This window comes from Myxococcus llanfairpwllgwyngyllgogerychwyrndrobwllllantysiliogogogochensis, assembly GCF_006636215.1.
Classification (GTDB): domain Bacteria; phylum Myxococcota; class Myxococcia; order Myxococcales; family Myxococcaceae; genus Myxococcus; species Myxococcus llanfairpwllgwyngyllgogerychwyrndrobwllllantysiliogogogochensis.
In genome coordinates, this window is the sequence record NZ_VIFM01000016.1 from 39497 (window position 1) to 65017 (window position 25521).

Here is a 25521-nt window from a genome sequence, read left to right on the forward strand (position 1 = left end):
CCTACCCCTGCTCGGCCCGGGGGACTTCTCGCCGCGGGCCCAGGTGCCATCCCTTGGCCCGCTCCTGCTCACGCCAGAGCGCCGCATAGGGCCCCTCGCGACGCACCAGCTCGTCGTGAGTCCCGCTCTCCGCCACGCGTCCGCGCTCCAGCACCACGATGCGGTGCGCGCGACGCACCGTCCGCAGCCGGTGCGCAATCACGACCACCGTCTTGTGCCGGACCAGCTCGTCAATCGCCCGCTGAATCTCCGCCTCCGCGGACGCATCGACCGAAGCCGTGGCCTCGTCGAGCAGGACGATGGGCGCGTCCTTGAGGATGGCCCGCGCGATGGACAGCCGCTGCCGCTCGCCTCCCGAGAGTGAGCCACCGTCCTCGGTGAGCACGGTGTCGTAGCCCTGGGGGAGCGCCTGGATGAAGTCGTGCGCCCTCGCGGCCCTGGCGGCGCGCTCGACGTCCTCCCGGGACGCATCCGCGCGACCCACGCGCAGGTTGTCGAGCACCGTCCCGGAGAACAGCACCACGTCCTGGAACACCATCGCGATGTGCCGGTGCAGCTCCTCGAACGGCAAATCCCGGATGTCGACTCCGCCGATACGAATGGCCCCCTGCCCTCGCGGCACGTCCCACAGCCGCGCGACCAGATGCACCAGTGTCGACTTGCCCGAGCCCGAGGCACCGACAATCGCCGTGAGCGACTTCTCGCGGAACTCGACGGAGACGTCCTTCAGCACGTGCTCCCCTTCGTACGCGAAGGAGACGGCCTCCACCTCCACGTTGAAGCGGGTGACGGGCGCGGCAGGCGAGGACGGCTCACTCAGGGGCTTCTCGGCCATCAGCCGGTCCACGCGCTCCAGCGCGCGCTGGGAGCCTCGGAGCATGAGGAGCGCCACGCCCAGCTCGGCCACCTGTCGCGTCACGCCCACGCTCACCACAAGGAACACCAGGAGCGTCCCCGGAGCCAGCGTCCCCTGGAAGGCCAGCGTGCTGCCCACGAACGCCACGACGACGAAGCTCGCCTCGACCAGGAAGCCGAAGACGGACAGGAGCGGCGACGGCGCCACCTCCGCACGGATGAGCGCGTCACGCAGCCGCTCCATCGCCTTCACGAAGCGCTGGTACACCTCACCGTGTCGACCGAAGGCGCGGAGCACGGCGATGCCCTGCACGTACTCGACGATGCGCGCGTTCACGTCCGCCGTCGCCTCGAGCACGGAGGTGATTTCCCGCACGAAGAGGGGCGTCGTGGCCGCCAGGACGGCGAGCGCGACAGGCAACATCGCGAGGACGGCGAGCCCCAGCCGCCAGTCGAGGAAGCACAGCCCGAGGCCCACCAGCATTGGCAGGGCGAAGCTGGCGGCGAAGACGCCGATGATGTGCGACCAGATGTCCTCGACAAGCGCCAGGTCCGTCGTGAGCACGCCCATCAGCTCGCCGCTGCGGTGCTGGGTGAAGAAGCCCATGGGCAGCCGCCGCAGGTGGTCCGCCGTGCGGATGCGGGCCTGTCCCATCAGCGCATGGGCCGCGGTGAAGATGTTCGCCATCGCCGACCGGGTGAACACCATCCGCAGGAGCACCGCGAGGACGATGCCGCCCGTCACCTGGCCCGTCAGCTCCAGGGTGAGCCGTCGCTCCAACGCCGCGCGGACGAAGAACAGGACCAGCGCATAGGGCAGCGCCGTCGACACCGCCTCACCGAAGGCGAAGAGGAAGCCGCGCCGCAGCCGCGCGTCCTTCTGGCCCGCCAGCCGCTCTCCGAGCGTGAAGAACTCTCCAATCATGATGCCACCTCCACACCACGCGGGGCTTCTGCCTCGGCACCGCCGAGCGACCAGTCCCGTGCATCCGAGTGACTCGCCCACAGTCGCTGGTAGAGCGCGCAGCGCGAGAGCAGCACCTCATGCGGACCCTGGTCCTGGACCCGCCCTCCGTCGAGCACGACGATGTGGTCGGCGGTGGCGATGGTCGACAGCCGGTGGGCGACGACCACGACGGTCCTCCCCTCGCACAACTCCGACAACGCCTCCTGGATGCGCGCCTCGTTCTCCGGGTCCGCGAACGCGGTCGCCTCGTCGAGCAGGAGCACGGGCGCGGCCTTGAGCAGGGCCCGCGCGATGGACAGCCGCTGCTTCTCTCCACCGGACAGTCGCGCGCCACGCTCACCCAGCATCGTGTCGTACCCCTGGGGCAGCCCGAGGATGAAGTCGTGCGCTCGCGCGGCGCGGCATGCGGCCTCCAGCTCCGCGTCCGTCGCCTCCGCGCGCCCCAGCCGCAGGTTGTCGCGGACGGAGCCATGGAAGAGGAACACGTCCTGGAACACCATGGAGACGCGCGAGAGCAGCGTGTCGAGGGGCAGCTTGCGCACGTCGACGCCTCCCAGCTCCACCGTGCCGCCGTGGGCCTCCCACAGCCTGGGCACGAGCTTCACGAGCGTCGACTTGCCAGCGCCCGAGGGCCCCACGAGCGCGGTCACCTTCCCGGCCGGCGCATCGAACGTGACGCGGTGGAGCACGTCCTTCCCCGCGCTGTCGTAGCGGAAGTCGACCTCGCGGAAGGAGATTCCGTCATGTCGTGGCGACTCGGTGCCCGCGACGTCTTCCAGGTCGGGCGCCAGGAGGATGTCGTGGATGCGCTCGTTGCCCGCTGTGACGCGCTCGACGTTGCCCCACGCGAACATCAGCCGCATCAGCGACATGAGGAGCTGGGGTCCCAGCACCAGGAACAACACCAGCGACTCCAGCGAGAGCCCGCCTCGCACGTACAGCCAGCCCCCCAGGGGTACGAGGACGACGAGGCTGGAGCCGATGAGCGCGCCGAAGGCGCCATAGCCCCGCCCGTTGGTGCGCATGAAGCCCTCCATCCACGCCAGGCCCTCCTCGATGGAGCGCGAGAGGTCCCCGAAGCGGGCCGCGGAGAGGCCAAACGTCTTGATGACCTTGATGCCCCGGAAGTACTCCAGGAGCGACGCGTTCATCCGCTGCTGAATCTCGTTCCACCGCGCATGCGCCTTGCCGACATCGCGCATCGCGAGCGCCATGGCGCCCACGGCCAAGGGAGCGACGGCGATGCTCGCCAGGGCCATCCGCCAGTCCTCCCACAGCAGCGCGACGGCCGTGGCGAGCGGAACCACCATGGCGGCCACCGCGTCCGGGAAGTTGTGCGCGACGAACGACTCAATCTGATTCACGTCGTCCATCAGCGTCGTCTTCAGCGAGCCCGTGGACCGACGGCTGAAGAACGACAGCGGCACCGCGCCGAGCTTCCGCGCGATTCGCAGGCGCAGCGCATGGAGGATTCGGAATGCGGCGATGTGCGCGGCCATCGTCGCCCCCGCGACGAACAGGTAGCGCAGCACCAGCGCCCCCACGGCGACGAGCGCCAGCGTGCGGACCTCGTCCAGCTTCGGCGGCTCCGCGTAGATGGCCGTGGCCATGCGCGCGACAACGAAGAACGGCACCAACCCCAGCGCGGCGGCCACCGTCGAGCTGAGCGCCGCGAGCCCCACCAGCGGCCCCTGCAAACCCAGCAGCGACACCAACCCGCGCAGGCCAGGCGGCGGATGACTCGGCGACTCCTCGACGACACTCACGGACGACCTCCCATTGACTTGATTTCGATAATAGTATTCATTATCGACGCCTGACCAGCGGCATCGACGAACCGGGGCACAGGTCCCCACCCGTTACCCGCGGGAGGGCAGGACACCGTGCCGCAGCAGCTTCAGGCAGAGCGCCAGGTACGCGCGTTCCCGCTGAGCGCGGCTGCCCAGGTGCCGCAGCCGGTGGGCATGGCGCTCGCTGTAGCTGACCCAGGCCTTCATGAGGCCCGCCAGGGCGATGAGGAGCAGCTCCGGGTCCACGTCCTTCGCGACGGCGCGGTTGCGCTGCGCGGCCCGGACCTGGGCGGCTTGTCGTTCGACGAAGTCGTCCTCACCCGGCCACATCTCCAAGTCCCCTTCCAGCGCGGCCCAGGCGGCCAGGCGGGACCACTCCGGACTCGCCCTGAAGAAGCCGACGAGTTGCTGGAGCCCCTCCTCGGTGAGCAGCCCCAGTCCGTCATCATCGGGAGCCGGTGCGTGGGCCCGCGCGGAGTCCTCCACCGCGTGGGCCTTCACGATGGCGTAGAGCGACTCCTTCGTCCCGAAGTGGTGCTGAATCAGGCTCACGGACACGCCCGCCGCGTTGGCGACATCCCGGAAGGACGTCCCGGCGAAGCCACGCTCCGCGAACAGCCGCGTGCCCTCCGTGAGGATCCGCTTCCGGACCCCCTCCGGGTCCCTCGTCAGCACGGGCTTCTTCTTCGCGGCGGCGACCATCGTGAACTTACTGTACGACCAACAAGTTCACCGTTCAAGTCTCCGGGCGATAGGGCCCGCCAGGGACACCCCAGCCCCAGGTGGGCATGGGCCCGTCCAGCGTGACGCTCGCGCCGGGCTGGGAGTTGATGACGGCGAGCCGGGAGCCCCACTCGACGTAGGCGACGAAGGCCGAGCGGAACTCGGGGTCCGAGGGCAGCTCCACCTCGTTGGCGCTGTCGAGCAGCAGGTCCGTCCAGCGTCGCCGCTGCGCCTCCGTCAGGTGCCGCTCCAGGTGGTGACGCAGCATCCCGGGATGTCCTCCATGCGCCTCGCTGTAGGCACGAGGCCCGCCCAGGACTTCACCCAGGAAGAGGGCGACGTGGGACGGGTGTTGCGCGGACATGCGCTCGAAGACGGGGCCGAGCAGCGCGTCGGTGCGCACCCGGGCATAGAAACACTCGGTCAGCCGCGCCAGGGCCTCCGCCCCACCCGCCCACGCGTAGAGCGTGGGCACCGCGGACGCATCACCGCCGTCGCTCACGGCCGGGTCCACGCCGTGTCGACGTCGTAGTGCTTCATCTCCTGGATGTCGGAGACGAACGGCCGCACGAGCACGAAGAACTTCTGGAAGGCCGCGCTGCCCCGGAACCCCTTCATGTGTCCTTCGAGGGAATCCCACTCGATGCGGACGACGAAGTGGTGGGGCTCCTCGGAGCCTCGGCTCACTTCGTAGCGCAGGCAGTGCGGCGAGGCGCGCAGATGCTCACCCGCGGCCCGGTAGGCCTCGAGGAACGCGTCGGCGCGCTCGGCCGGGATGTCATAGCGGATGTATTCGACAATCATGGACTGCTCCTTGTTCGATGAGGACTTCGACGGGCGGGGTGCGGCGGCAATCCCCGCGACGCCCAGGGCGGCGACGAGGAGGAACAAGGCGACACGACGAGACTTCCCGGACACGGACGACCTCCAGGGCGGGGCCTGGTTTCGAGGGTGCATTCCCGCCCAGCCATGCCACTGTAAGGACGGCGGGAGGACCCCCGCTTTGTCGGCCGTTCCGATTCGTGGGCCTCGCGTTCCAAAGGGAGGGATGGGGATGGAGCCGCTGTCCGCGGTGCTGCGTGGGATGAACCTGAAGGGGAGCATCTACGCGGCCTGGGAGCTGCGGGCCCCGTGGGGCATGGACCTGCCGGAGGCTCCCTTCGCATCCTTTCACTGGATGGAACAGGGAAGCAGTTGGCTGCGCGCCGGCGAGGACGTCCTGCCCCTGGAGGCCGGCGAGCTGGTGGTCCTCTTCGGTGGCCAGGCGCATCAGCTGCTCTCCTCGCGGGCGGCCTCGGTCACGACTGCTCGTGCGGCACCCACCCGTCGCGGGGGTTCATCACGTCGAGGGCCCGGGTGCGCAATCCCGACGTAGCCGGTTCGTACAAGCGCCAGGGAACACGCGCGTCCCACACTCGCGCCATGAACCTCGCCCAGAAAATCGCGGCCTTTTCGGCCGGTGGCTTCCTGCTCGCCGGCCTGCTCTTCGGCGTCTGGAAATATCTCCAGATTTCCCAGAGCCCCAAGGCCCAGGCCTCGCCCTACGTCGACATCGCCCACCGGGCCGCGCTCCTCTATTCGTTCGCGTGCCTCGTCGTCGAACGCTTCGTCGTCCTCAGCGCGTTGGATGACACCGTCGAGTTGATCGCCGTCATCGCTCAAATCGGCTTCTTCGCGGTGGGCCTCTCGACCTACGTCATCCACGGCCTCCTGAAAGACACGGACAATCAATTCGAGCGCCCCCACAGGCTCGGGCGTGCAGTGCTGCCTCCCGCGGTGACGGTGGCCTCCATGGTCGCCCTCATCGCGGGAGAGCTCGGAGGCTTCGCCGTGCTGTTCTGGGGCGCCGTCACAACCTGATTGTGACAAGCAGGCAGGCGACTCAGGGCTTCCGCCCGTGCTCCAGGCAGGGGGCGGGGTCGTCACGGACCTTCAGGATGAGCCCGGAGCCAAGAGGCGTTTCCCTCCGTTGGGGGCTCATTCTTCCGCCCTCGTGGAGTCCTCGCCCCCCCCGCGCCTCGAAGAAATTGTCGGGTAGCACTTCGCGCCGCCACCGGAGTTTCATGACAAACTCCGCGACACTTCACGCGCCCAGCCGCCTGCTCAGGGAATTCATGTCATTTCTGGACCGCATCCTCGACCCTCCGAGCTACGGCTACGAGAAGAACGGCGCGCTCTACGTGCCGACCCACCGGGAAATCTTCTCGGAGTTCTTCGCGCGGCTGAACATCTTCCGGACGCGGAAGAACTGGCTGGCGCTCATCGGGTGGACCACGACGCTGGGCTTCGGCATCCCACTCGCCCTCTTCTTCACCCACCATTTCAGTTGGTGGCTGCTGCTCGTGGGCTTCGTCTACAGCATGGTGGTCCTGGGCACACACGGCACCATCTGGTTCCACCGGTACTCGACGCACCGGGCCTTCCAGTTCAAGAACGCCTTCTTCCGTGAGCTCTGCCGCAACCTGGTGGTGAAGACGATTTCGGAAGAGGCGTATGTCATTTCCCACCACGTCCACCACGCCAAGGTGGAGACGCCGGGGGACCCCTACAACGCGAAAGCCGGCTGGCTCTATTGCTTCCTGGCGGACGTGAATCACCAGGGCATCCGCAGGGACTTGAGCGCCAAGGACTACTCGCAGCTGTGCAAGCTCATGGAGCACACGGGCGTGCACCTGAACAGCTATGAGCAGTACCAGAAGTGGGGCTCGCTCTGTCACCCCGGCTGGACCGTGGCGCACTTCCTGGCGAACTGGGCGGTCTGGTACGGCGTGTTCTTCCTGTTGGGCGGCCACGCCCTGGCGCTGGCCCTCTTCGGCTGGTCCGGCGTGTGGGCCGTGGGCGTGCGGACGTTCAACTATGACGGACACGGAGGCGGGAAGGACCGCCGACGCGATGGCGTGGACTTCAACATGAAGGACCAGTCCATCAACCAGCTCTGGCCGGGACTCATCACGGGCGAGTGGCACAACAACCACCACCTCTATCCGCACGGAGCCCGCGCGGGCTTCCTGTCCTACCAGTTCGACCCCGCCTGGCACTTCATCCGCGGGTGGTCCTGGATGGGCGCCATCAGCTCGTACCGGGACTTCAAGCCGGAGTTCATGGAGCGCCACTACCTGCCCTGGGCGGAGAAGCAGAAGGCCAAGGCCGTCGTCGTGGGTGGCTAGAGGTCTCTTCGGAGCGGGGAGAGGCACCGCTATGCCTCCCCTGCTCCCTGCGATACGCTGAAACACGAATGGCGACAGAGAAGGCGCTGCTGCTCATCGCGGATATCGGCGGCTACACCCGGTTCATGAAACACCACCGCTTCAGTCTCGCGCACGCGCAAGACACGGTGGCGCAGTTGCTCGAAGCCGTCATCGACGCCTCCGGCAAGCTCAAGCTCGCGAAGCTCGAAGGGGACGCGGCGTTCTTCTACGCCGTCGGCGACGACTGCAGCGTCCTGGCCCGGCAAATCGCCGACATCCGCCGCGCCTTCCTCGCCCGACGCGAGCGGCTCATCGTCGACCGCATGTGCAAGTGCGAGGGCTGCATGCAGGTCGGCGGCCTGACGCTCAAGTTCGTGGCCCACTCCGGAGAGGTCGCCTTCCAGCGCGTGAAGCACCTCACCGAGCTGGCGGGCGTGGACGTCATCCTCGTGCACCGGATGCTGAAGAACGACGTCCCCGTGTCCGAGTACTTCCTGATGACCGACTCGGTGCACCAGCAGCTCCAGCCGGAGCTGCGCCAGCTCACCCGGGGGCTCGAGCACGAGTTCGAGGGCCTGGGCCGCACGGCCACGCACTACCTGGACCTGAACGAGAGCGCCCAGGAGCTGCCCGCGGCGATTGGCCCCAGCCTGCCCCGCAGGTGGTGGCACAAGCTGACGCAGGAGGCGCGCTCGCTGAAGTACGTGCTCGGCTTCCAGCAGGCCTGCCAGAACTTCCGCAACGTCGACGTGGTCGACGCCCAGGAGGCCGCGCCCTCCTCCGACGTGCCGCGCTCCTGAACAGGGAGCGGCTCAGGCGGGCGCGCCCGTGGCACTCGACGGGGCCTGCTGACGGATGAACCGCCGGAACTCTCCCGGCGTCCGCGCGTGGACGCGCTGGAAGGCCCGATTGAAGGCCCCGGCGGACTCGTACCCGACGGCGTCAGCGACCTCCGCGAGCCCCAGGTCTCCGTCCCGCAGCAGGCAGCCCGCCTTGTACATCCGCCAGCGCGTCAGGTACTCCAGCGGCGTCTCACCCACCTTCGCCTTGAAGTGCAGCGCGAAGGCGGAGCGTGACATGCCCGCGATGCGGGCGAGCGCCTCGACGGACCAGGGCTGTGCGGGCGCGTGGTGCATGGCCCGCAGCGCGGCCCCGAGCGGTGCGTTCCCCAGCGCCGCCAGCCACCCCAGCTCCCCCGCGCCTCCCGACGTGTAGTGCGCGCGAATCATCTGCACGAAGAGAATCTCCGCCAGCCGGTTGATGACCACGGGTGAGCCGATGGCGGACGTCGCGGTTTCGAGCGCCAGGAGATTGAGCGTGGCCCCCAGCGCGCTGGCCTGCGCCTCGTCACCCCGCACACAGAGGACGCTCGGCAACAGCTCGAAGACCGACTGGCCGCTCCACGCGTCGAACTCGAACAGCCCGGTGATGACCTGGGTCGCCGCGCCGCCACCGCCGAAGCGCAGGAGGTCTCCCGTCTTCGTGCGGATGAGGGCCTCCCCATCCTGGGCACGCGTGCGCGGCGCATCGCGCACCGTGACGCCCAGCCCGGCCGCGACGACGTAGCAGTCCCCGCCGCGCAGGGGGATGGCCTTGGGCTCCCCTGTCACCTCCAGCCAGCAACTCCCCCGCGTCACCAGTCCGAACTTCGCGTGCGGTGAGCCGGGGAAACGCACACCCCAGGGCGCGGTCGCCTCCATCCGGCAGTACAGCGCGCTCCGGACCCGCATCGCGGTGAACACGTCGCTGAAAGGGTCGACTCCCGATGGAGCCGCTCCGTCTGGATGATTGGACACTTCATCTGGAGTTCCAGGCACTGAAAGTCCTCCGCTCGGGACGTACTGTACTTCGCGAAAGAGAGGTTCCCACATGATTCTGGTCACTGGCGCGAATGGAACGGTCGGCAGCCTGGTCGTTCAGCAGCTCGTCGAAGCAGGGCAGCGGGTGCGCATCCTGGTGCGCGACACGGCGAAGGCGTCCAAGCACGGCGGCGCCGTGGAGGTCGTCCAAGGAGACCTCGCGAGACCCGAGACACTCGGCGCGGCCTTCGCGGGCATCGAGAAGCTCTTCCTGCTGACGACGGGGCCCGCGCGAATCGAACTTCACGGGCTCGACGCGGCCAGGGCCGCTGGCGTGCGCCACGTCGTGAAGTTCTCCTCGATGGGTTTTGGTCCGACCCGCGACGCGCTGGCCATCGGAAACTGGCATCGTGACGTGGAGGCGGCGCTGGAGTCCTCCGGGCTCGCGTGGACCGTCCTGCTCGCGGGCGGGTTCAACACCAACGCGCTCGGCTGGGCGCACACCCTCAAGACGCAGGGCACCGCGTTCGCCGCGACGGGAGAAGGAAAGGTGGCGGTGGTGGACCCCAGGGACCTCGCCGCCGTCGCTGTCTCCGCGCTCACCCAACCGGGGCACGAGGGCAAGCGCTACGAGCTGACCGGCCCCCAGGCGCTGAGCTTCGACGAGCAGGTGGCGCTCATCGGCGCGGCGGTGGGAAGGCCCCTGCGCTTCGTCGACGTGCCTCCCTCGGCGGCACGCGACGCGATGTCGCAAACGGGCATGCCCGCGCCGCTCGTCGAGGGGATGCTGGAGGTGATGGCGACCATCAAGGCCGGCGGCGCCGTGACGGTGTCCCCCGCCATCGAGCAGGTGCTGGGACGCAAGCCCCGCACCTTCGCGGCCTGGGCGAACGAACACGCCGCCGCGTTCAGGTAGCCCCACGACCGCGGTCCTCCTCGGGCTCGCCGCGCGCATCGCCGCCAGCGAGCCCCCTCACCTCGTCTTCCGGAAGAACCCCCATGCCCCTCGAATCACTCCGTCCCAACGCCCCCATGACGTGGACGCGGCCCCGCGTCCTCCACCTGCTCCAGTCGGGCTTGCGTGCCTCCGTTCCCACCGTCCTCCTCGCGACGCTCGCGATGGAGGCACGGTCCCATGCGCACGGCCTCTCCTTCTTCCCGGAGCTGCGGTACGCGGTCCTGGCTCCGCTGTGTGTCCTCGTCGCTGTGCTCGCCGCCTTCGGCCATGGCTGGCTCACCGGGCGAGTCTCCCGGCCTCGTTCGATGCTGGCGATCGCCACCCTGGGACTGGGGCTGGTGCTGCTCCTGGGGATGGCCGTGATGGGCCGTGACGGACTCGCCGTCGCGGCACTCCCCGCCTTCATCGCCGTTGCGCTCACCGTGGCCTGGCTCGCTCCACGCGCGGTCGAACAGCCCTCGCGCTCACGGGTGCGGACAGTCGCCCTCGCACTCCTCGGCACGCTCGAAGCCGCGGGCGTGGTGACGGCGCTCGCGGGGGAGCACGAACTGCCCCACGGCCCGGAGTCCCTCGTCGGCGAGATTCCTCGCGCGATGTTCGACGCCGAGCACCGGTTCGTCGACCTCCCCAGTGGCGCGCGCATCCACTACGTGGACGAGGGCACGGGCGACACGCTGCTCTTCCTGCACGGCAACCCCTCGTGGTCCTTCCAGTGGAGGGATTTGATTCGAGGACTGCGCGGCTCCTACCGCTGTGTCGCCCTCGACTACCCGGGCTTCGGCCTGTCGACAGCGCCTCCCGGCTTCGGCTTCACGCCCGGCGAGCAGAGTCGCGTCCTGGAGGAGTTCGCGGAGCACCTCGGCCTTCGCGACGTGACGCTGGTCATGCAGGACTGGGGCGGTCCCATCGGCACGCACTTCGCGGCGCGGCGCCCCGAACTCGTCCAGCGCGTCATCCTGGGAAGCACCTGGGCGTGGAAGACGAGCACGAGCGAGCCCCGGGGGATGTGGTCCGTCATCGCGGGCGGCCCCATTGGCGCGTTCGCGCAGAACCACTTCAACGCCATCGCCTCCTTCGGGCTGAAGGACAGCATCGTCCGCGAACTTCCTCGCGACGTGCGCGACGTCTACCTGCGGCCCTTCCAGCCACTGGAGCGCCGTGGCATCGCCACTTTCTATCCAGGGCAAATCACGAAGGCGCACACCTTCTTCGAGGAGGTCGAAGCGGGCCTGCCTGCCCTCGTCCACAAGCCGGCGCTCATCTTCTGGGCGCTCGACGACCCCGGCTTTCCTCAGGCGGACCGTGTCCGCTGGGAACAGACGTTTCCGAGCCACCACACCATCGAGCTCGCCAACGCACACCACTTCTTCTTCGAGGACCACGCGGACACGGTCGTCTCCGAGATTCGCGCGTTCATGTCGTCGGAGCTCGCGAGGAACACCACCGTGCCTTGAGGAGTCACACGCTTCATCGAACGAACCAGCGCTCGCGTCGGATGCGGAGTTGAGCGGCCTCGGGTACCTTGCCGAACAGCCTCTCGCCCGACGAGATGCACCAGGGGGATGTTCGTGAAGCTTTATTTCATGCCTGGAACTCGAGCCACCCGCCCGCGAGCGGCTCGTCCTACCCAGGGTCGCGCTTCGTCGAGTCGACCTTGAAGTGGAACCAGGAGGACAGATGATGAACCAGCTCGCATGTGGCCATGCCGCACCTCTCGCGGGACAGTGGTGTGCGCACCTCGTGGAGGACGAGGACGCGGGCTACCACGTCCGCTTCACGGGTCAGGGCGTCCACCACGACCTGCTCTGCGAGGACTGCGCTCGGGTGGCCCTGCCTGGCCAGGAGTTCCGGAGCATCTGCGCGGCCTGCCAGCACGTGAGGTTGGGGAGGACCTCCGCGCTGATGGGCATCATCGGACGCCCCGGCGTGCGCACGCGGGCGACCGCGCTCCACTTCGAGCACCGGGAGCACTCCCTCCCCGCACTCGCGGGCCAGACGCTTCGCGGCCTCATCGCGCTGGGCACCGAGCCTCGCTCGCAGTGGCTCGCGGTGAACGAACAGGGCGAGCTGCTTCGCCTCGACCTCGAAGAGGGTTCGCTCACGCACACAGGTGTCGTGGGCACGGGCACGCTCGACCTCTCGGCCGAGCTGGTGCTGCACGTCTCGCCGTGCGGGCGCTACGTGGCGGTGGTGAACTCGCGCGGCGCGAAGGGCCTCGTCATGGAGCTGGCCTCCGGCAAGGTGACGATGCCGCTGGACCGGGGCTCGTACCATGAGAAGCGCTGCGAGTTTCCCGTGGCCTTCTTTCGCGACGGCACCAGGACGCTGCTGGCGCACGCGACGGCCTGGAACCGACTGGACGTGTCGGACCCGGCCACCGGGGAGCTGCTGACACCGCGAGAGTCCACCCGGCGAGGCAAGCCCGGCGAGCCCCGGACACAACACGAGCTCGACTACTTCCACTGCGGCCTGACGGTGTCTCCGGATGGGAACTGGCTCGTGGACGACGGGTGGGTCTGGCACCCTGTGGGCATCCTGACCGCCTTCTCCCTGCGGCGCTGGGTCCACGAGAACGTCTGGGAGTCCGAGGACGGCCCCTCCCTGAAGCAGTTGCGCGAGTGCTCGTACCACTGGGATGGCCCGCTGTGCTTCGTGGGCCCGCGCACCCTGGCCGTCTGGGGCTTCGGCGGGGATGTCGACACCCTGCTCGACGCCGCGATGCTCTTCGACGTCGAGACCGGGAAGCTGGTGCGCTGGTTCCCAGGACCGCGCGGAGCGTTCAGGTGCGATGGGAACCTGCTGCTCGTGAGCGCGAAGGACACGGGCACCACCGTGTGGGATGTGGAGACGGGCGAGCGGCTCCTCCAAGACTCCACTGTGGTGCCCACGGCGTGGCACCCGGCGGCCCGCCGCTTCCTGACCGTGCTGCCCGACGGCCTGCTCCGGGAGAGCAGCTTGAGCGGCGCGGCCTGGTGACGCGCGCCCCCCGGAAGTCGACGCGGCTCAGGCCGGGAACACCGCCAGCTCCAGCCGCCCCAGACGCTCCGGGTCGAAGATGGATTCGAGGGCGAGGACCTTCCCGTCGCTGATGGTGAAGACGAGGACAGAGAGCAGCCGTCCTCCCGGAGCCACGATGAGTCCGACCTTTCCGTTGATGAGCCCCAGTTGAGCGAAGCCGCCCCGGGCCGCGTTGATCTGCGCCTGCCGGGCAACCTCTCTCGCCCCGCGAGCCTCCCTCGGTGCTCCCGCGGGCAGGACCCGCGCATCCGTGCGCGCGACGATTTCGGGGTCCAGCACGGCGAGCAGCGCGTCGAGGTCTCCACTGCGCGCGGCGGAGAGAAAGGCGGCGACGACGTCTCGCTGCGCGGTGAGGCCCGCCTCCGGTGACAGGGCCGCGCCGTGTACGCGACGACGCGCGCGGCTGGCGAGCTGCCGGGTCGCCGTCGCATTGCGCCCGACGATGGGCGCTATCTCGTCGAACGTCAGGGAGAACATGTCGTGCAGCACGAAGGCGATGCGCTCGGGAGGACTCAGGGCTTCGAGCACCACGAGCAGCGCGAACCCCACCGAGTCCGCCATGAGCGACTCCTGCTCGGGGTTGCCGCTGGCCGCGTGACTGGCGAGCAGCTCCACGCCCTTGCTTTCCGCAGGCTCCTCACGGCGCGACTCGCGTGAGCGCAACTGGTCCAGGCACACGCGCGAGACGACCGTGGTCAGCCAGCCCCGCAGGTTCGCGACGTCACCGGTGTCCGCCCGGCTGAAGTGCAACCAGGACTCCTGGACGGCGTCCTCCGCGTCGCTGAGTGAACCCAGCATCCGATAGGCCACGGCTCGCAAGTGGACCCGGTGTGCCTCGAAGCCCTCGGCCCGCAGATTCTTTTCGTCCACCGGTCACACTCTTTCGCTGAGGTCCGTCACCGCGGCGCCGAACGTAACGCAGCCGGAATGACACGCACGCGGATGTTCGGTCCACCCATCAGCCAGGGCCCTGGAGGCCCTTGGAGCGTCCTCACCATGAACTCCCGCATGAAGAACCCCGCGATGGTCGTCCCCGAGGCCATGAACGCCCTGCAGGCCCTGGCGGCGGCCACCCACAAGGGCGGCGTGCCGCAGAAGACGCTCGACCTGGTCCACCTGCGCGCCAGTCAAATCAACGGCTGCGGCGTCTGCGTGGACATGCACCCGCGCATGGCCAAGAAGGCCGGGGAAACCGATGACCGCCTCTTCGCGGTGGCCGCCTGGCGCGACACGACCTACTTCACCGACGCCGAACGCGCCGCGCTGGCACTCACCGAGTGCGTCACCCGGCTCAGCGACCGCTCGGACCCCGTCCCCGACGACGTCTGGAAGGAAGCGGCCCGGCACTACGACGAGACGGCCCTGGGGACCCTGGTGATGTCCATTGGCCTGGTCAACCTCTGGAACCGGCTCAACGCGACGACGCGGCAGGTGGCCAACCCCCACGCCCGCTGGTAGCGCGGCGTCGGCTCGCCGCGCTCCCGGTGGAATCCGAGGTTCAGGAGGCGACCAGGACCTCGGAGAGCGCGGCGCGGACTCGCTTCAGCAAGTCGGCGTGCTCCAGGGGCGCGCGCAGACTTCTCGCCGACACCGTCAACGTCGAGAGGTCGAGCCTCCGGTCTGGCGGAACGGAGAGCTGGTCCGACAGCCGCCTCAGCGCGGGACCGAAGTAGTAGCCCACGCGCGTAGAGAAGACGCTCGTGGGGGTTGCCTGGCGCGCGTTGCGCTGACAGCCGAGCATGAGCTGATAGGACATGATCCGCTTGGGACCGGTCGGGCGCGGCCCCAGGGTGAGCAGCACCTGCTCACCCCGCGCGTTCGGCGAGGCGAACCTGACCTCGAACTCGATGGCCTTGGCCTTGGTCATCAGCCTGTCGAACGCCAGGCATGCGGAGCCGGGCTTTCCGCCTGGGGGCGGACGGTAGTTCCTGGCGCCCTCCATCTTCGCCTTGTCGGCATGCTCCGGGGGGATCAAGGCCTTCGTGAGGTTGGCGCCGTTGAAGATGGCGCCCTTGAGGTTGCACGACAGGAACCTCGCGTGGCGGAGGTCGGCCTGGGTGAAGTCGCAGTCACGCAGGTCGCACTCCTCGAACTCGACCCGGAACAGCTTCGCGCCCTTGAACGAGGAGCCCTTCAGGTTCCAACCCTGGAGGGTCGTCGCTTCCGTCCACGGAGGAGAACGCGTGAGCCGGGCCTCCGTGAAGTCACTCTTCAGGGCCTTCACGCCGCTCACGAAGCCGGCCTCCACGAAGTTCGTCCGCCGGAACGACGAGCCACTCACGTCGTGGACATCCAAGGAGGCCGAGGCCCAGAACGAAGCCTTCAGCCGCGCACCGGAGAAGTCACCCTTGCGCCGGGCGACCAGGGGCTGCTTCACCAGCTTCGGCTTCTTCGCCGACACCTTCTTCTTCGGGGGCAGTTGCTTTTCTATCCAGGCATCGTAGGCCGTCGTTCCGAAGATGTGCCCCTCCACGAGGTGCTGGAGGTACTTCTCATCCGTCACTTCCACCGAGACGTCGAAGTGATGAAGACGCGCCCAGGCGGCGTCCAGGAAGAGCCCCTTCCCCTTCTGCTCGAGAGGGGAAATCTCGTCGATGATCTTCTGCAGCCGCCCTTCGCCGACCGCGTTGTGCCGCGCGAGGAGGCGAGAGCGCGCCACGAAGCGCGGCGTGTGTTCGGCGTGCCACGCGGCTTCCCAGACAGGGGGGCCGCCCAGCTCCGCATGAAGGGGCGACTGCGCCTTGCTTGATTTCTTCGCCAGGGCGACCCGTTCCCTCGCCACGGCCTTCGGCAAGCCCCTCACCAGAAACGCGGTAGGGTCAGCGCGTCTCTTCGCGTCCAGGAGCAGCATCAAGCCGAAGGCGCGGCCTGAAGCGTAGTCCGTGAAGCCGCCACCAAAGCCGGTCAGACAGTGCAGGGTGACTTCCCGCCCCGCTGTCTTCCCCACCCGCACATAGTACGTATCCGTGGACACGAGGTCCTCCGCTCGAGGCTGCTGTCAGCAACGGCCCTCATCTGCCCACGGAATGTCAGCGACACAAAGCGGTATCTCCGATGTATGTGCCATTCAGCAACCGGTGCCATGATGACGCGGGGCCTTGTCCGGGCCGTGGGCTCGCCATCAGCCGAGCGCGGGGTAGTCCACGTAGCCTTCCGCGCCCGGTGTGTAGAGCCGCTGGAAGTCAGGGGCCGCGAGTTCGGCATCGCCCTTCATCCGTGCGACGAGGTCAGGGTTGGCGATGAAGGGCCGGCCGAAGGCAATCAAGTCGGCGCGTCCCGCGTCGAGCGCGGCCTGCGCGCGGTCACGGGTGAAGCCCCCGTTGAGGATGATGGGCCCGCCGAAGGAACGTCGGATGGCGTCCGCCGTCGCGGTGAACCCCTTCTCCACGCTCGCGATGAGGTGAACGTAGACCAGGCCGCGCAGCTCCCGCGCCAGCACCGTGTACTGCTCCTGGACACCCTCGTGGGCGGGCAGGTCGTTGTAGGTGCTGTAGGGCGAGAGCCGGATGGCCACGCGCTCCGCGCCGATGGCCTCGGACACCGCCCGCACCACCTCCACGACGAAGCGGGCGCGGTTCTCCGCGCTGCCACCGTAGGCATCCTCGCGACGGTTGGTGTGCGGGTGGAGGAACTGCTCCAGCAGGTAGCCATTGGCGCCATGGAACTCGACGCCGTCGAAGCCCGCCGCGATGGCATTGCGCGCCGCCTGGACCAGCTCGTCGCGAGTCGCGCGGAGGTCCGCCTCGCTCATCGCCTCCGGGGACGGATACGGCTGCAGGCCCGCCTGGTCCGTGTACATGGTGCCCTCGGGACGCACGGAACTCGGCGCGAGGATGCGGGCGTTCGCCGGGAGGTTGTGCGGATGCGCGATGCGCCCCACGTGCATGAGCTGGGCGAAGATGCGCCCGCCCGCCTCGTGGACGCTCCGGGTGATGGCGCGCCACCCGTCGACCTGCTCCGGAGTGAAGAGGCCCGGGATGCGGGCATAGCCCAGCGCGTTCGGAGACGGCGCGATGCCCTCGGTGATGATGAGCCCGGCGGAGGCACGCTGCGTGTAGTACTCGCGCATCAGCGCGTTGGGCAGCGCGCTCGGCGCCCGGCTGCGAGTCATTGGCGCCATCACGACGCGGTTGGCGAGTTCGGTGGGGCCCAGACGGTAGGAAGAAAAGAGGTTCATGAGTCCGCTCCTTGGCGGGGTGACGCCAGGGAATGTGCTCTCGTGGGGCATTGTGGCCAATCGAATGATTTGGGAAGTACTGTCCGGCCATGCGGACAATCCGTCAGGCGGACCCCAACGCCGTCATCGCGTTCCTGGAGGTCGCCGAGCAGGGCAGCTTCCGGGGCGCCGCGCGCAAGCTGGGTATCCCCAAGTCGACGCTCAGCCAGCGGGTGGCGGGGTTGGAGGAGCACCTCGGCGCGCGGCTCTTCGCGCGGACCACGCGCAGCCTGACGCTCACCGACATTGGCGCCAGCTACCAGCGCGAGGTCGCCCCGGCCATCGCCGCCTTGCGCGACGCCGAGTCCGTGGTCGGCAAGCTCCAGGCCCATCCGAGCGGGCGCCTGCGAATGACGATGCCCTTCGAGCTGGGGCAGAACGTGCTCGACACCCTGCTCGCCGTCTACGCCTCCCGCTATCCCGAGGTGAAGCTGGAAGCGGACCTCACCGACCGGCGCGTGAATCTGGTCGAGGAGGGCTACGACATCGCGGTCCGCGCAGGCACCCTGGACGACTCACGCCTCATCGCCCGGCGCCTGGGCGCGCCTCAGCAGATAGGGGTGTTCGCGAGCCCCTCATACCTGCGTCGCGCGGGCACGCCCAAGGAGCCTCGGGAGCTCGTGAAGCACCGCTGCCTGGCGATGACCGGCTCCAATACGCCGACGACGTGGACCTTCCGGGGAGACAAGAAGCCGCTCTCCGTGTCCATCGTCCCGAGCGTCGCGGTCAACAGCTTCCGGGTGCTGGTCGCCCTGGCCGTAGCCGACGTGGGCCTCGCGCGACTCTCCCAGATTCACTCCGCCGAGGCGGTGGCCGCCGGAACACTCCGTGAAGTGCTCCAGCGCTTCGCGCCACCTCCCGTGCCCCTCTTCGCCGTGTACCCGAGCGCCCGTCACGTGTCGCCGGCCGTGCGCGCGCTGCTGGAGCTGCTCACCGAGCACTTCCAGTCCCATCCCTGGTCGCCGGCCTCGCGATGACCCATGGGGTCGTGTGACTTCACGCTCGCCGGGATGCGCTGAGTCTCCTCACGCCTCCAGGCACGGCCAGGGGCACCAGCAACCCCATGACAGCAACAACGGAAGATGTCTTTTCGAGGTGCAGGGTCACTTCCTCCGAGGGAGGGTAACCGAGCACGACAAGGTCTACTCCCGCCTCCGCGCGACCTCGGGCACCAGCCCCAATGCCTTCGAGGTGGCCTGGGCCTCGGCGAGCAGCCACGTCTTGAACGCGACGACGTCCCTCCGGCTCGACAGCGGCCGGGGGTGGACCAGCCAGTAGCCGAAATCGTTGGGCAGCACCGTCGCGAAGGGCCGCACCAGCCGCCCCGCCTTCAGGTCATCCGCGGCGAGCAGCAATCGCCCGAGCGCCACGCCATCACCCTGCCGTGCGGCCTGAAGCACCAGCCCGGCATCGTTGAACGCGAAGCCCTTCCCGGTGTCCACGCCGTCAACGCCAGCGGCATCCAGCCAGCGGCGCCACCCGTCCTTCGGCGTGTCATGGAGGAGGCGCACCTTCCCCAGGTCCGACGGCGCGCGCAGCTTCCTGGCGAGGGCCGGGCTGCACACGGGCGCGAGCACCTCCGGCGCGAGTTGCTCCGCCTTCAGTCCCGTCCACCGTCCCAGCCCGGAGCGGATGCCCACGTCGAAGCGGTCGTCGAGGAAGTCCCACAGCTCGGACGCGCTGCTCAGGTGAAGCTCGAGGTCGGGATGGAGCCGGCGAAACCCCTCCAGGCGCGGCAGGAGCCAGGACGAAGCGAACGAGGGCAGCACGGTGAGCCGCAGGGGCCCCTGCTCCGCCTCGTACAGGCGCGTGGTCGCCTCCGACAGTCGCTCGAATACGGGCGTCAGCTCGCGCAGGTACGCCTTGCCCTTCGTCGTCAACGTCAGCGCATGTCCCCGGCGCTCGAAGAGGGAGACGCCGAGCCAGTCCTCCAGTTGGCGCACCTGGTGGCTGATGGCCGCCTGGGTGACACGCAACTCCGTGGCGGCGCGGGTGAAGCTCAGGTGCCGCGCCCCGGCCTCGAAGGCACGAAGGGCGCCGAGCGGTGGAATGCGGCGCATGCTCGATGAGCTCCCTTTATCGAGCGCGCGAGGATAGCTCGCTGGGTGCCCGGCTCGAAATGGAGTTTGTGTCCCTGCTCGCGCCCCATCACCACCACGAGGGCGCGTGGGGGCTTTCGCCATGATTCCCGCTGAAGTGTGGGTGATGTTCCTGGGCTACACCGTGCCGATGGTGTTCAGCCCCGGGCCCGGCAACACGGTGCTCGCCACCGCGGGCGGACGCTTCGGCATCCGGGGCTCGCTGCCGTTCTGGACGGGCTTCGAAGCGGCCAATGTCGCCCTCTGCCTGCTCTACGGACTGGGGCTGGGCCGGGTGCTGCAAGGGATTCCCTCGCTGCACCACGTGCTGCGCTGGTGCGGCGTCGTGTACCTGCTCTACCTCGCGTGGGGCTTCTTCCGTGCCTCCAGCTCGCCCTCCGGAGCGGAGGACGAACCGGAGCGGCTCGGCTTCGTCGACGGCCTCCTCACGGTGGCCCTCAACCCCAAGATTCACTCGATGGTCCTGGTGATGTTCTCCCAGTTCCTGAACCCGGCGGGAGCCCTGCTGTCGCAGGCCGCGCAGCTCACCGCGGCCTTCCTCGTCGTCTGCGTGGCGTGCCACTTCCCCTGGATTTACGGAGGGAAGCTCATCCTGGGACGCTTCCGCTCCGAGCGCGCCCTGCGCATCCAGGGGTGGACGTTCGGCGCCTGCATGGTCGCCGTCGCCGCCTATGTGGCCGTCGCCTGAGTCGCTAATCCGACCAGGTCATCACCTCGATGTAGCGGACGGAGTCTCGCGTGTTGTTGACGGACGCCACCACGTAGCCGCCGATGTCCCCGGGGCCCGTGCGGCCGTACGAGTCATGCCACGACGCGACGTAGTAGCGGGCCCCGGTGCCCGCGTGCGCGCTCAGCCAGGCGAGCGCGCCATTGACCTCGGCCGCGCTCGGCGCCTGGCCGAAAATCGTCGAGCCGAGCTTCGCGCTCAGCTCCGCATACGTGACGGGTGCGAAGGTCGACGGCTGCGGACCGAAGTAGCCGTAGTAGGTCCACATGAGCGTCGTCTGGTTCGCCACGCCCTCGTCACCCAACATGCCACCCTCCTGAATCCACGCGTTGCTCGCCAGCCGGCCGCTCGCGCCAAAAATCTGCGCGGGCGTCTGGGCCGGCGAGGCCACGTCCAGCGGTGACGTGGTCGCCGCCCCGTCATTCAGCTCGTGATAGCGGAACAGGTAGTCCCGGGCCGAGGTGTCGATGCCCGTGAGGAACGTGGGGCTGGCCACCTTGCCCGCGAGATAGGTGTACTCGGCGGCGTCCGTCTGTCCGTCGTCGGAGCTGAGGAACGACTCCAGCGCGGTCTTCATCTCCGAGCGAATCACCGTCGTCCCACCCGTGCTTCCACTCGCACGGGCCGCCGTCATCCGCGACTCGAACAAGGGGATGGAATAGGTGCTGCCCCACGCGAAGGCGACGGGGGAGGCGAGGGCTGACAACACACAGAGCGCGGCACGCAGCGAGGAGGGCTTCATGGGTGTGGGACCTTTCTGGCCGTCCGGGCGCCGGACGGGCTAGAGCTGTTATCCGAGCATATCTGACTAGTCTTGGATAAATCCGTATCAGTGGTGCAACACCTGCCACGCGGACACCCAAGACTGGAGTTGTTCATGCTCACTCGAAGAACCGGCTTGCTCCGGTTGGTGTTGTTGACGTTTTCCTCTGTGGCGGTCCTGGGCTCGACGCCGACCTGGGCGCAGACAGTGCTTGACCTGTCGCCGGCGAATCGCAGGGTGCCCATCTCCGGGCTGCCGGACTGGTCCAAGGCGGGCTACCGGGGCGGGCAGAACCTCCCGGGTGAAGGGGACATCAATCCGGACGCCACGTGCCGGGTGACTCCGGCGGAGCTGGCGACGACCTACGGCGTGATTCCCAATGATGGCGTGGACGACACCACGGGTCTGCAGGCCGCCATCGACCACCTGCGCACGGCGTGCACCCCCAGCGCCTCGTACACGAAGCTCTCCCTGCTCTCACTTCCCGCGGGCCAGCTCGACGTGTCCCGACAGTTGGGCGTGGACGCCAGCTACCTCATCATCCGTGGCGCGGGCTCCTCGCCGGTGACGGGCACGAAGCTGGTGTTCCGCCCCGATGTGAACACCCGCTACGACACCCTGACGTCGGACGGTGGCGACTGGGACGAAGACGGCATGACGCACGGGGAGGGCAAGGGCGGCTGGCTGTGGCCCGGACGGGGCCTGTTCCGCGTGCAGTCGCGCGGCGTCCACACCGCGTACGACGAGGACGAGAACGACGACTACCAGACGGCGCCTCCCAACCGGGCGGACATCTTCGAGGGCACCGTGAATGTCCACTGGAAGGTCGGCGTGAAGCTCCGCGTGAAGCCGGGTGACACCGGCTTCGCCGCGCGCGCGGGCGACACCGTGGTGTACCTGGCGGCGAACTCCGCCGCGCTGGCCGTGGGCAGGCTCGTCAACATCCGCGCCGCCAACTCACGGGCCTTCTACGCCGAGCAGCAGGCGCTGCCCACCCAGCACGCTCTGTCCAACCTGCACATGCGTCAGCAGCTCTTCCGCATCGCCGCCGTCGACACGGGCAACAAGACGCTCACCCTGGACAAGCCGCTCGAATACGACGTGCCAGTGACGTCGACCTCGGACGGGTCCACCGCCATCGACGGCTCGGTGTACGACTCCAAGGCGGCCCCGCTCGTCGACCCCATCGTCGGCGTGGGCATCGAGAACCTGTACTTCACGCAGGAGGTGCCGGGAGTGAGCGCCTCGGCCGCGCTCCACAACTACGGCAACCTGGCGCCCGCGTACGAGATGCACGGCATCGTCTTCAAGTGGGCCGCGGACTCGTGGGTGCGGGGCATCCGCGCGGAGATGACGGGCTCGCATCCCATCGTCACGGAGGAGGCGAAGAACCTCCAGATTGTCGACAACGTGCTCGACGGCGCATGGAACAAGGGCAAGGGTGGCAACGGCTACTTCCGAGGCTCCCGCGTCTGGGACTCGCTGTACGCCGGCAACACGTCCCGCAACCTGCGGCACTTCACCTTCCAGTGGTCCGCGTCCGGCAACGTCGTCATCGGCAATGACTTCGACTCCGACCTCAACCTGCACGGCGGCTGGGAGCGACGAAACCTCTTCGAGCGCAACATCAGCACGGTTCCGTACGCGCACCGCTCCGGCAACTGCAGCTCCCACTGCGGAGAGGAAGGCGGCGGCGGCCCGGATGACTCCAACTGGTATCCCATCTGGTGGGGCGCCGGGAAGAAGGCCGTGAAGTGGTCCGGCGCCACGGGGCCGCAGAACGTCTTCTTCAACAACGTCCTGCGCAAGCAGGTGGGCACCGACACGTCCCCCTACGCCGACTTCTATTCGGAGCCCTCGCGCATCTACCAGTTCGGCTGGTCGGGCGCGGCGTACAAGCACCTGGACATCAACGGGACGCCCATCGCCGACTGGGCGCACGCGGAGACGCTCGACTACTCCGGTGGCCATGGCGTGGACACCACGAGGACGGACACCGCGCCCTCGCTGTTCCTCATCAGCATCGGTGCGCCGCCGCCTCCGGACACCACCCCACCGAGCGCGCCCTCCAACCTCCGCGTGACGGCGGTGACGTCCACGAGCGTCACCCTGGCCTGGGACGCGGCGACCGACGACCGGGGCGTCTCCGGCTACTCTGTCTGGCTCGGCGGCAACGTGGCCGCCACCACGACGGGCCTGGGCGTGACGTTGCTGGGATTGAGCCCGGCCACGGCGTACACCTTCACCGCCACCGCGAGGGATGCGGCGGGCAACGTGTCCGCGCCGAGCGCCCCGGTCATCGCGACCACGGCTCCGCCAGCGCCCTCCGGGCTCGTCGCCCACTTCGCCGTGAGCTCTTCCTGGGCCAATGGCTACACGGGCCGCTACACGGTGGAGAACCTGGGCACGGTGAACGTCACCGGGTGGCAGTTGGAGTTCGACCTGCCCGCCGGGACGACGGCGCAGAATCCGTTCTCCTCCACGATGACGCGCAACGGGGACCACTACACGTTCCTTCCCGTCAGCCACAACACCACCATCAAGGCGGGCGCGAGCAAGGAGTTCGGCTTCACCACCGTCGGACTCGGGCAGCCCTTCAATTGCACGTTGAACGGCAACCCCTGCGAGTGAGGCGGGCGCATCGATGACGCGTGGACAGGGATGGCTCGGCGCTCGTTCAGGCCGGGCCGTTCCTGCTTCATGAGGCCATGCGGCGGAATAATCGCGAGGTGCCCGGGTTGCTGGCCGGCCGCGCGAACACACCCCGCCATCTCGCCTCGGAGTCCTTCGTGAAGCTGTCGCTCCTGCTGCTCACCTGCCTTGTGTCCCTGCCCGCCTTCGCCGAGGAGAAGCCCAAGGACACCGCCGTCGCCCGGCAACAAATCACCGCCGTGGTCGACGACTTCCGCGAGGCCATCATCCAGAAGGACCGGAAGAAGTTCCTCGGCCTGTTCCTGCGCGAGGACGCCACGTGGCAGTCCGTCGATGGAGAGGAGCTCCTGAAGCGCCGCCTCCAGAAGAACCCCAAGGCCACCCGGCTCAAGCTCGATGCACGGCAGAACCCGACGACGTTCATCGATGAAATCGTGGCGGACCCGGAGCGTAGCGAGGAGAAGTTCACCCACGTCCGCATCGACACGGACGGCACCATCGCCTCGGTCTCCTTCGAGTTCACCTTCCACCTGGGCGAGCGCGTCATCAATCGCGGCCAGGAGAGCTGGCACCTGGTGAATACGGGCACCGGCTGGAAGATTGCCTCCGTCATCTGGTCCAACAACTAAGGCCCCACGCCCGACATGTCCTCCCGCGCCCCGCTCCTCTCGCTTCTCGCCGTCGCGTGCTTCGCCTCCCAGGCGCCAGGCGCACCCCAGGCCCCCGTCTCCGCGAAGCTGGACGCCCACCTCCAGTCCTATGTCGACAAGGAGGGCTTCCGAGGCGCGGTGCTCGTCGCGAAGGACGGGAAGGTGCTTCATCGTGCCGCCTACGGCCTGGCGGACGAGAAGGGCCGGCGCGCAAACCAGGTCGACTCCCAGTTCCTGATTGGCTCGCTGACCAAGTCCTTCACCGCCGTGACGGTCATGCAGTTGGTGGACGCGGGCACTCTGGACCTGAACGTCCCCATCTCCCGCTATCTGCCGAAGCTCCGCGCGGACCTGGGCAAGAGCCTGACGCTCCACCTGCTGCTCAAGCACCAGTCCGGCCTGCCGACGCATCTGGACTCGCTGGTGGAGCGTGAAGCAGAGACGGATGTCTCCTCGGCGGAAATCCTGCGGCTCATCAACACCGCGCGCGTCTCATTCAAGCCCGGAGCGAAGCACGAGTACTCCAACCTGAACTACCACCTCGCGGCCCTCATCATCGAAGCCGTCACGGGCAAGCGCTACGCGGAGGTGCTCCAGGAGAAGACGTTCGGCCCGCTTGCGATGACGGACTCGGGCATCGAGCGAAGCACGAACGTTCCGCCCAAGCGGGCCTTCGGCTACGCGAAGGAGCTGCTGGGCGTTTCGCGCGACGAGAACAACGTCTCCTATGCCCTGGGCTCCGGAGACATCTATTCGACGGTGGATGACCTGTACGCCTGGGACCAGGCGCTCTTCGGTTCGGGGCTGGTGTCCGCTCCGAGCAAGAAGCGCCTCTTCACGGGAGAGAGTCGCGCGCTCGGCTACTACGGCTACGGCTTCCGGATTCAGCAGTACCAGCGGAGCCCCGGCAGCAAGGAGCGCGGCGTGCTGGTGCGGCACGGCGGCTCCATGGATGGGTTCCTCTCCAACCTCCACCACTACACCGAGGACCAGCTGACGGTGATTGTCCTCGGCAACGTGCGGCCCTTTCCCATCCGGGAGCTGACCTTCGAGCTGAAGGAGATTGCCCTGGGACTGGAGCCCAAAAGCCGCTCGCGCGCGGAGCTGGACGAGTAA

24 protein-coding genes are annotated in these 25521 nt (G+C 68.4%); 13 read left to right on the top strand and 11 right to left on the bottom strand.

Features of this window, described 5'->3' with window-relative positions:
- Position 1: 1 nt before the first annotated feature.
- From FJV41_RS06145 to FJV41_RS06165, 5 genes are all read right to left on the bottom strand, one after another.
- Positions 2-1780, bottom strand: coding sequence for an ABC transporter ATP-binding protein (locus FJV41_RS06145; RefSeq protein WP_141641467.1), 1779 nt, complete (start codon positions 1778-1780; stop codon positions 2-4).
- Positions 1777-3588, bottom strand: coding sequence for an ABC transporter ATP-binding protein (locus FJV41_RS06150; RefSeq protein ID WP_141641468.1), 1812 nt, complete (start codon positions 3586-3588; stop codon positions 1777-1779). Before FJV41_RS06150 ends, FJV41_RS06145 begins: the two co-directional genes overlap by 4 nt.
- A gap of 93 nt (positions 3589-3681) precedes the next feature.
- Complete coding sequence (locus tag FJV41_RS06155) at positions 3682-4314, bottom strand: TetR/AcrR family transcriptional regulator (protein WP_141641469.1); 633 nt, start codon at positions 4312-4314, stop codon at positions 3682-3684.
- Positions 4315-4348: 34 nt separating this feature from the next.
- Positions 4349-4837: a group II truncated hemoglobin gene (locus FJV41_RS06160; protein ID WP_181790428.1), complete on the bottom strand. Its 489-nt coding sequence runs from the start codon at positions 4835-4837 to the stop codon at positions 4349-4351.
- Positions 4834-5253: a putative quinol monooxygenase gene (locus tag FJV41_RS06165; protein ID WP_246137029.1), complete on the bottom strand. Its 420-nt coding sequence runs from the start codon at positions 5251-5253 to the stop codon at positions 4834-4836. The genes FJV41_RS06160 and FJV41_RS06165 overlap by 4 nt, the downstream gene beginning before the upstream one ends.
- A 136-nt stretch (positions 5254-5389) precedes the next feature.
- On the opposite strand from FJV41_RS06165, the gene FJV41_RS52090 reads away from it, so the two are divergent.
- The 4 genes from FJV41_RS52090 to FJV41_RS06185 all read left to right on the top strand — a co-directional run bounded on the left by FJV41_RS52090 (position 5390) and on the right by FJV41_RS06185 (position 8323).
- Entirely contained in the window at positions 5390-5710 is a 321-nt protein-coding gene (locus tag FJV41_RS52090) for a cupin domain-containing protein (protein ID WP_181790430.1), read from the top strand.
- A gap of 47 nt (positions 5711-5757) precedes the next feature.
- Entirely contained in the window at positions 5758-6195 is a 438-nt protein-coding gene (locus FJV41_RS06175; protein ID WP_141641472.1) for a hypothetical protein, read from the top strand.
- Between the two features lie 254 nt (positions 6196-6449).
- The gene (locus FJV41_RS06180; RefSeq protein WP_141641473.1) at positions 6450-7502 is read left to right on the top strand and encodes a fatty acid desaturase; all 1053 of its coding nucleotides are present in this window, start codon (positions 6450-6452) and stop codon (positions 7500-7502) included.
- Positions 7503-7570: 68 nt separating this feature from the next.
- Positions 7571-8323 carry a DUF2652 domain-containing protein gene (locus tag FJV41_RS06185; protein ID WP_141641474.1) on the top strand — a complete coding sequence of 251 codons (753 nt, stop codon included), beginning with the start codon at positions 7571-7573 and terminating at the stop codon, positions 8321-8323.
- A 12-nt stretch (positions 8324-8335) separates the two neighbouring features.
- Here FJV41_RS06185 and FJV41_RS06190 read toward each other — a convergent pair whose 3' ends face one another.
- Complete coding sequence (locus tag FJV41_RS06190) at positions 8336-9394, bottom strand: AraC family transcriptional regulator (protein WP_141641475.1); 1059 nt, start codon at positions 9392-9394, stop codon at positions 8336-8338.
- Here FJV41_RS06190 and FJV41_RS06195 point away from each other — a divergent pair.
- The 3 genes from FJV41_RS06195 to FJV41_RS06205 all read left to right on the top strand — a co-directional run bounded on the left by FJV41_RS06195 (position 9393) and on the right by FJV41_RS06205 (position 13256).
- A complete protein-coding gene (locus tag FJV41_RS06195; protein WP_141641476.1) occupies positions 9393-10238 on the top strand; it encodes an SDR family oxidoreductase in 846 nt (281 codons plus the stop codon). The genes FJV41_RS06190 and FJV41_RS06195 overlap by 2 nt on opposite strands.
- A gap of 83 nt (positions 10239-10321) precedes the next feature.
- Positions 10322-11734, top strand: coding sequence for an alpha/beta fold hydrolase (locus FJV41_RS06200; protein WP_141641477.1), 1413 nt, complete (start codon positions 10322-10324; stop codon positions 11732-11734).
- A 223-nt stretch (positions 11735-11957) separates the two neighbouring features.
- The gene (locus tag FJV41_RS06205) at positions 11958-13256 is read left to right on the top strand and encodes a WD40 repeat domain-containing protein (protein WP_141641478.1); all 1299 of its coding nucleotides are present in this window, start codon (positions 11958-11960) and stop codon (positions 13254-13256) included.
- A gap of 27 nt (positions 13257-13283) precedes the next feature.
- Here the strand turns inward: FJV41_RS06205 and FJV41_RS06210 are convergent, their stop codons facing one another.
- The gene (locus FJV41_RS06210; RefSeq protein WP_141641479.1) at positions 13284-14168 is read right to left on the bottom strand and encodes a sigma-70 family RNA polymerase sigma factor; all 885 of its coding nucleotides are present in this window, start codon (positions 14166-14168) and stop codon (positions 13284-13286) included.
- Between the two features lie 126 nt (positions 14169-14294).
- On the opposite strand from FJV41_RS06210, the gene FJV41_RS06215 reads away from it, so the two are divergent.
- Positions 14295-14756 carry a carboxymuconolactone decarboxylase family protein gene (locus tag FJV41_RS06215; protein ID WP_141641480.1) on the top strand — a complete coding sequence of 154 codons (462 nt, stop codon included), beginning with the start codon at positions 14295-14297 and terminating at the stop codon, positions 14754-14756.
- Positions 14757-14796: 40 nt separating this feature from the next.
- Here the strand turns inward: FJV41_RS06215 and FJV41_RS06220 are convergent, their stop codons facing one another.
- Both FJV41_RS06220 and FJV41_RS06225 read right to left on the bottom strand, forming a co-directional pair.
- Positions 14797-16272, bottom strand: a complete 1476-nt coding sequence (locus tag FJV41_RS06220) for a pentapeptide repeat-containing protein (RefSeq protein ID WP_141641481.1) — start codon at positions 16270-16272, stop codon at positions 14797-14799.
- A gap of 147 nt (positions 16273-16419) precedes the next feature.
- A complete protein-coding gene (locus tag FJV41_RS06225; RefSeq protein WP_141641482.1) occupies positions 16420-17475 on the bottom strand; it encodes an alkene reductase in 1056 nt (351 codons plus the stop codon).
- An 89-nt stretch (positions 17476-17564) separates the two neighbouring features.
- Between FJV41_RS06225 and FJV41_RS06230 the strand changes: the two genes are divergently transcribed.
- Positions 17565-18491: a LysR family transcriptional regulator gene (locus tag FJV41_RS06230; protein WP_141641483.1), complete on the top strand. Its 927-nt coding sequence runs from the start codon at positions 17565-17567 to the stop codon at positions 18489-18491.
- A gap of 165 nt (positions 18492-18656) precedes the next feature.
- On the opposite strand, the gene gcvA is transcribed toward FJV41_RS06230, so the two are convergent.
- Positions 18657-19574, bottom strand: coding sequence for a transcriptional regulator GcvA (gene gcvA, locus FJV41_RS06235; protein ID WP_141641484.1), 918 nt, complete (start codon positions 19572-19574; stop codon positions 18657-18659).
- A gap of 121 nt (positions 19575-19695) precedes the next feature.
- Here gcvA and FJV41_RS06240 point away from each other — a divergent pair, with 121 nt between their 5' ends.
- A complete protein-coding gene (locus FJV41_RS06240) occupies positions 19696-20301 on the top strand; it encodes a LysE family translocator (protein ID WP_141641485.1) in 606 nt (201 codons plus the stop codon).
- 4 nt (positions 20302-20305) lie between these two features.
- Here the strand turns inward: FJV41_RS06240 and FJV41_RS06245 are convergent, their stop codons facing one another.
- The gene (locus tag FJV41_RS06245) at positions 20306-21082 is read right to left on the bottom strand and encodes a hypothetical protein (RefSeq protein WP_141641486.1); all 777 of its coding nucleotides are present in this window, start codon (positions 21080-21082) and stop codon (positions 20306-20308) included.
- A gap of 135 nt (positions 21083-21217) precedes the next feature.
- Here FJV41_RS06245 and FJV41_RS06250 point away from each other — a divergent pair, with 135 nt between their 5' ends.
- The 3 genes from FJV41_RS06250 to FJV41_RS06260 all read left to right on the top strand — a co-directional run bounded on the left by FJV41_RS06250 (position 21218) and on the right by FJV41_RS06260 (position 25521).
- Positions 21218-23734 (top strand): cellulose binding domain-containing protein, encoded by a 2517-nt coding sequence (locus tag FJV41_RS06250; RefSeq protein ID WP_141641487.1) that lies wholly within the window; start codon positions 21218-21220, stop codon positions 23732-23734.
- Positions 23735-23811: 77 nt separating this feature from the next.
- The gene (locus FJV41_RS06255) at positions 23812-24384 is read left to right on the top strand and encodes a Cif family virulence factor (RefSeq protein ID WP_246137030.1); all 573 of its coding nucleotides are present in this window, start codon (positions 23812-23814) and stop codon (positions 24382-24384) included.
- Positions 24385-24399: 15 nt separating this feature from the next.
- Positions 24400-25521, top strand: a complete 1122-nt coding sequence (locus tag FJV41_RS06260) for a serine hydrolase domain-containing protein (RefSeq protein ID WP_141641488.1) — start codon at positions 24400-24402, stop codon at positions 25519-25521.

Bases quoted from the DNA above. Each gene is read 5' to 3' on its own strand.
- FJV41_RS06180 (WP_141641473.1), top strand. From the start codon at position 6,450: ATGTCATTTCTGGACCGCATCCTCGACCCTCCGAGCTACGGCTACGAG.
- FJV41_RS06185 (WP_141641474.1), top strand. From the start codon at position 7,571: ATGGCGACAGAGAAGGCGCTGCTGCTCATCGCGGATATCGGCGGCTAC.
- FJV41_RS06155 (WP_141641469.1), bottom strand. From the start codon at position 4,314: ATGGTCGCCGCCGCGAAGAAGAAGCCCGTGCTGACGAGGGACCCGGAG.
- FJV41_RS06245 (WP_141641486.1), bottom strand. From the start codon at position 21,082: ATGAAGCCCTCCTCGCTGCGTGCCGCGCTCTGTGTGTTGTCAGCCCTC.
- FJV41_RS06200 (WP_141641477.1), top strand. From the start codon at position 10,322: ATGCCCCTCGAATCACTCCGTCCCAACGCCCCCATGACGTGGACGCGG.
- FJV41_RS06175 (WP_141641472.1), top strand. From the start codon at position 5,758: ATGAACCTCGCCCAGAAAATCGCGGCCTTTTCGGCCGGTGGCTTCCTG.
- gcvA (WP_141641484.1), bottom strand. From the start codon at position 19,574: ATGCGCCGCATTCCACCGCTCGGCGCCCTTCGTGCCTTCGAGGCCGGG.
- FJV41_RS06260 (WP_141641488.1), top strand. From the start codon at position 24,400: ATGTCCTCCCGCGCCCCGCTCCTCTCGCTTCTCGCCGTCGCGTGCTTC.
- FJV41_RS52090 (WP_181790430.1), top strand. From the start codon at position 5,390: ATGGAGCCGCTGTCCGCGGTGCTGCGTGGGATGAACCTGAAGGGGAGC.
- FJV41_RS06250 (WP_141641487.1), top strand. From the start codon at position 21,218: ATGCTCACTCGAAGAACCGGCTTGCTCCGGTTGGTGTTGTTGACGTTT.
- FJV41_RS06225 (WP_141641482.1), bottom strand. From the start codon at position 17,475: ATGAACCTCTTTTCTTCCTACCGTCTGGGCCCCACCGAACTCGCCAAC.
- FJV41_RS06145 (WP_141641467.1), bottom strand. From the start codon at position 1,780: ATGATTGGAGAGTTCTTCACGCTCGGAGAGCGGCTGGCGGGCCAGAAG.
- FJV41_RS06195 (WP_141641476.1), top strand. From the start codon at position 9,393: ATGATTCTGGTCACTGGCGCGAATGGAACGGTCGGCAGCCTGGTCGTT.
- FJV41_RS06230 (WP_141641483.1), top strand. From the start codon at position 17,565: ATGCGGACAATCCGTCAGGCGGACCCCAACGCCGTCATCGCGTTCCTG.
- FJV41_RS06240 (WP_141641485.1), top strand. From the start codon at position 19,696: ATGATTCCCGCTGAAGTGTGGGTGATGTTCCTGGGCTACACCGTGCCG.
- FJV41_RS06255 (WP_246137030.1), top strand. From the start codon at position 23,812: ATGCGGCGGAATAATCGCGAGGTGCCCGGGTTGCTGGCCGGCCGCGCG.
- FJV41_RS06215 (WP_141641480.1), top strand. From the start codon at position 14,295: ATGAACTCCCGCATGAAGAACCCCGCGATGGTCGTCCCCGAGGCCATG.
- FJV41_RS06190 (WP_141641475.1), bottom strand. From the start codon at position 9,394: ATGTGGGAACCTCTCTTTCGCGAAGTACAGTACGTCCCGAGCGGAGGA.
- FJV41_RS06205 (WP_141641478.1), top strand. From the start codon at position 11,958: ATGATGAACCAGCTCGCATGTGGCCATGCCGCACCTCTCGCGGGACAG.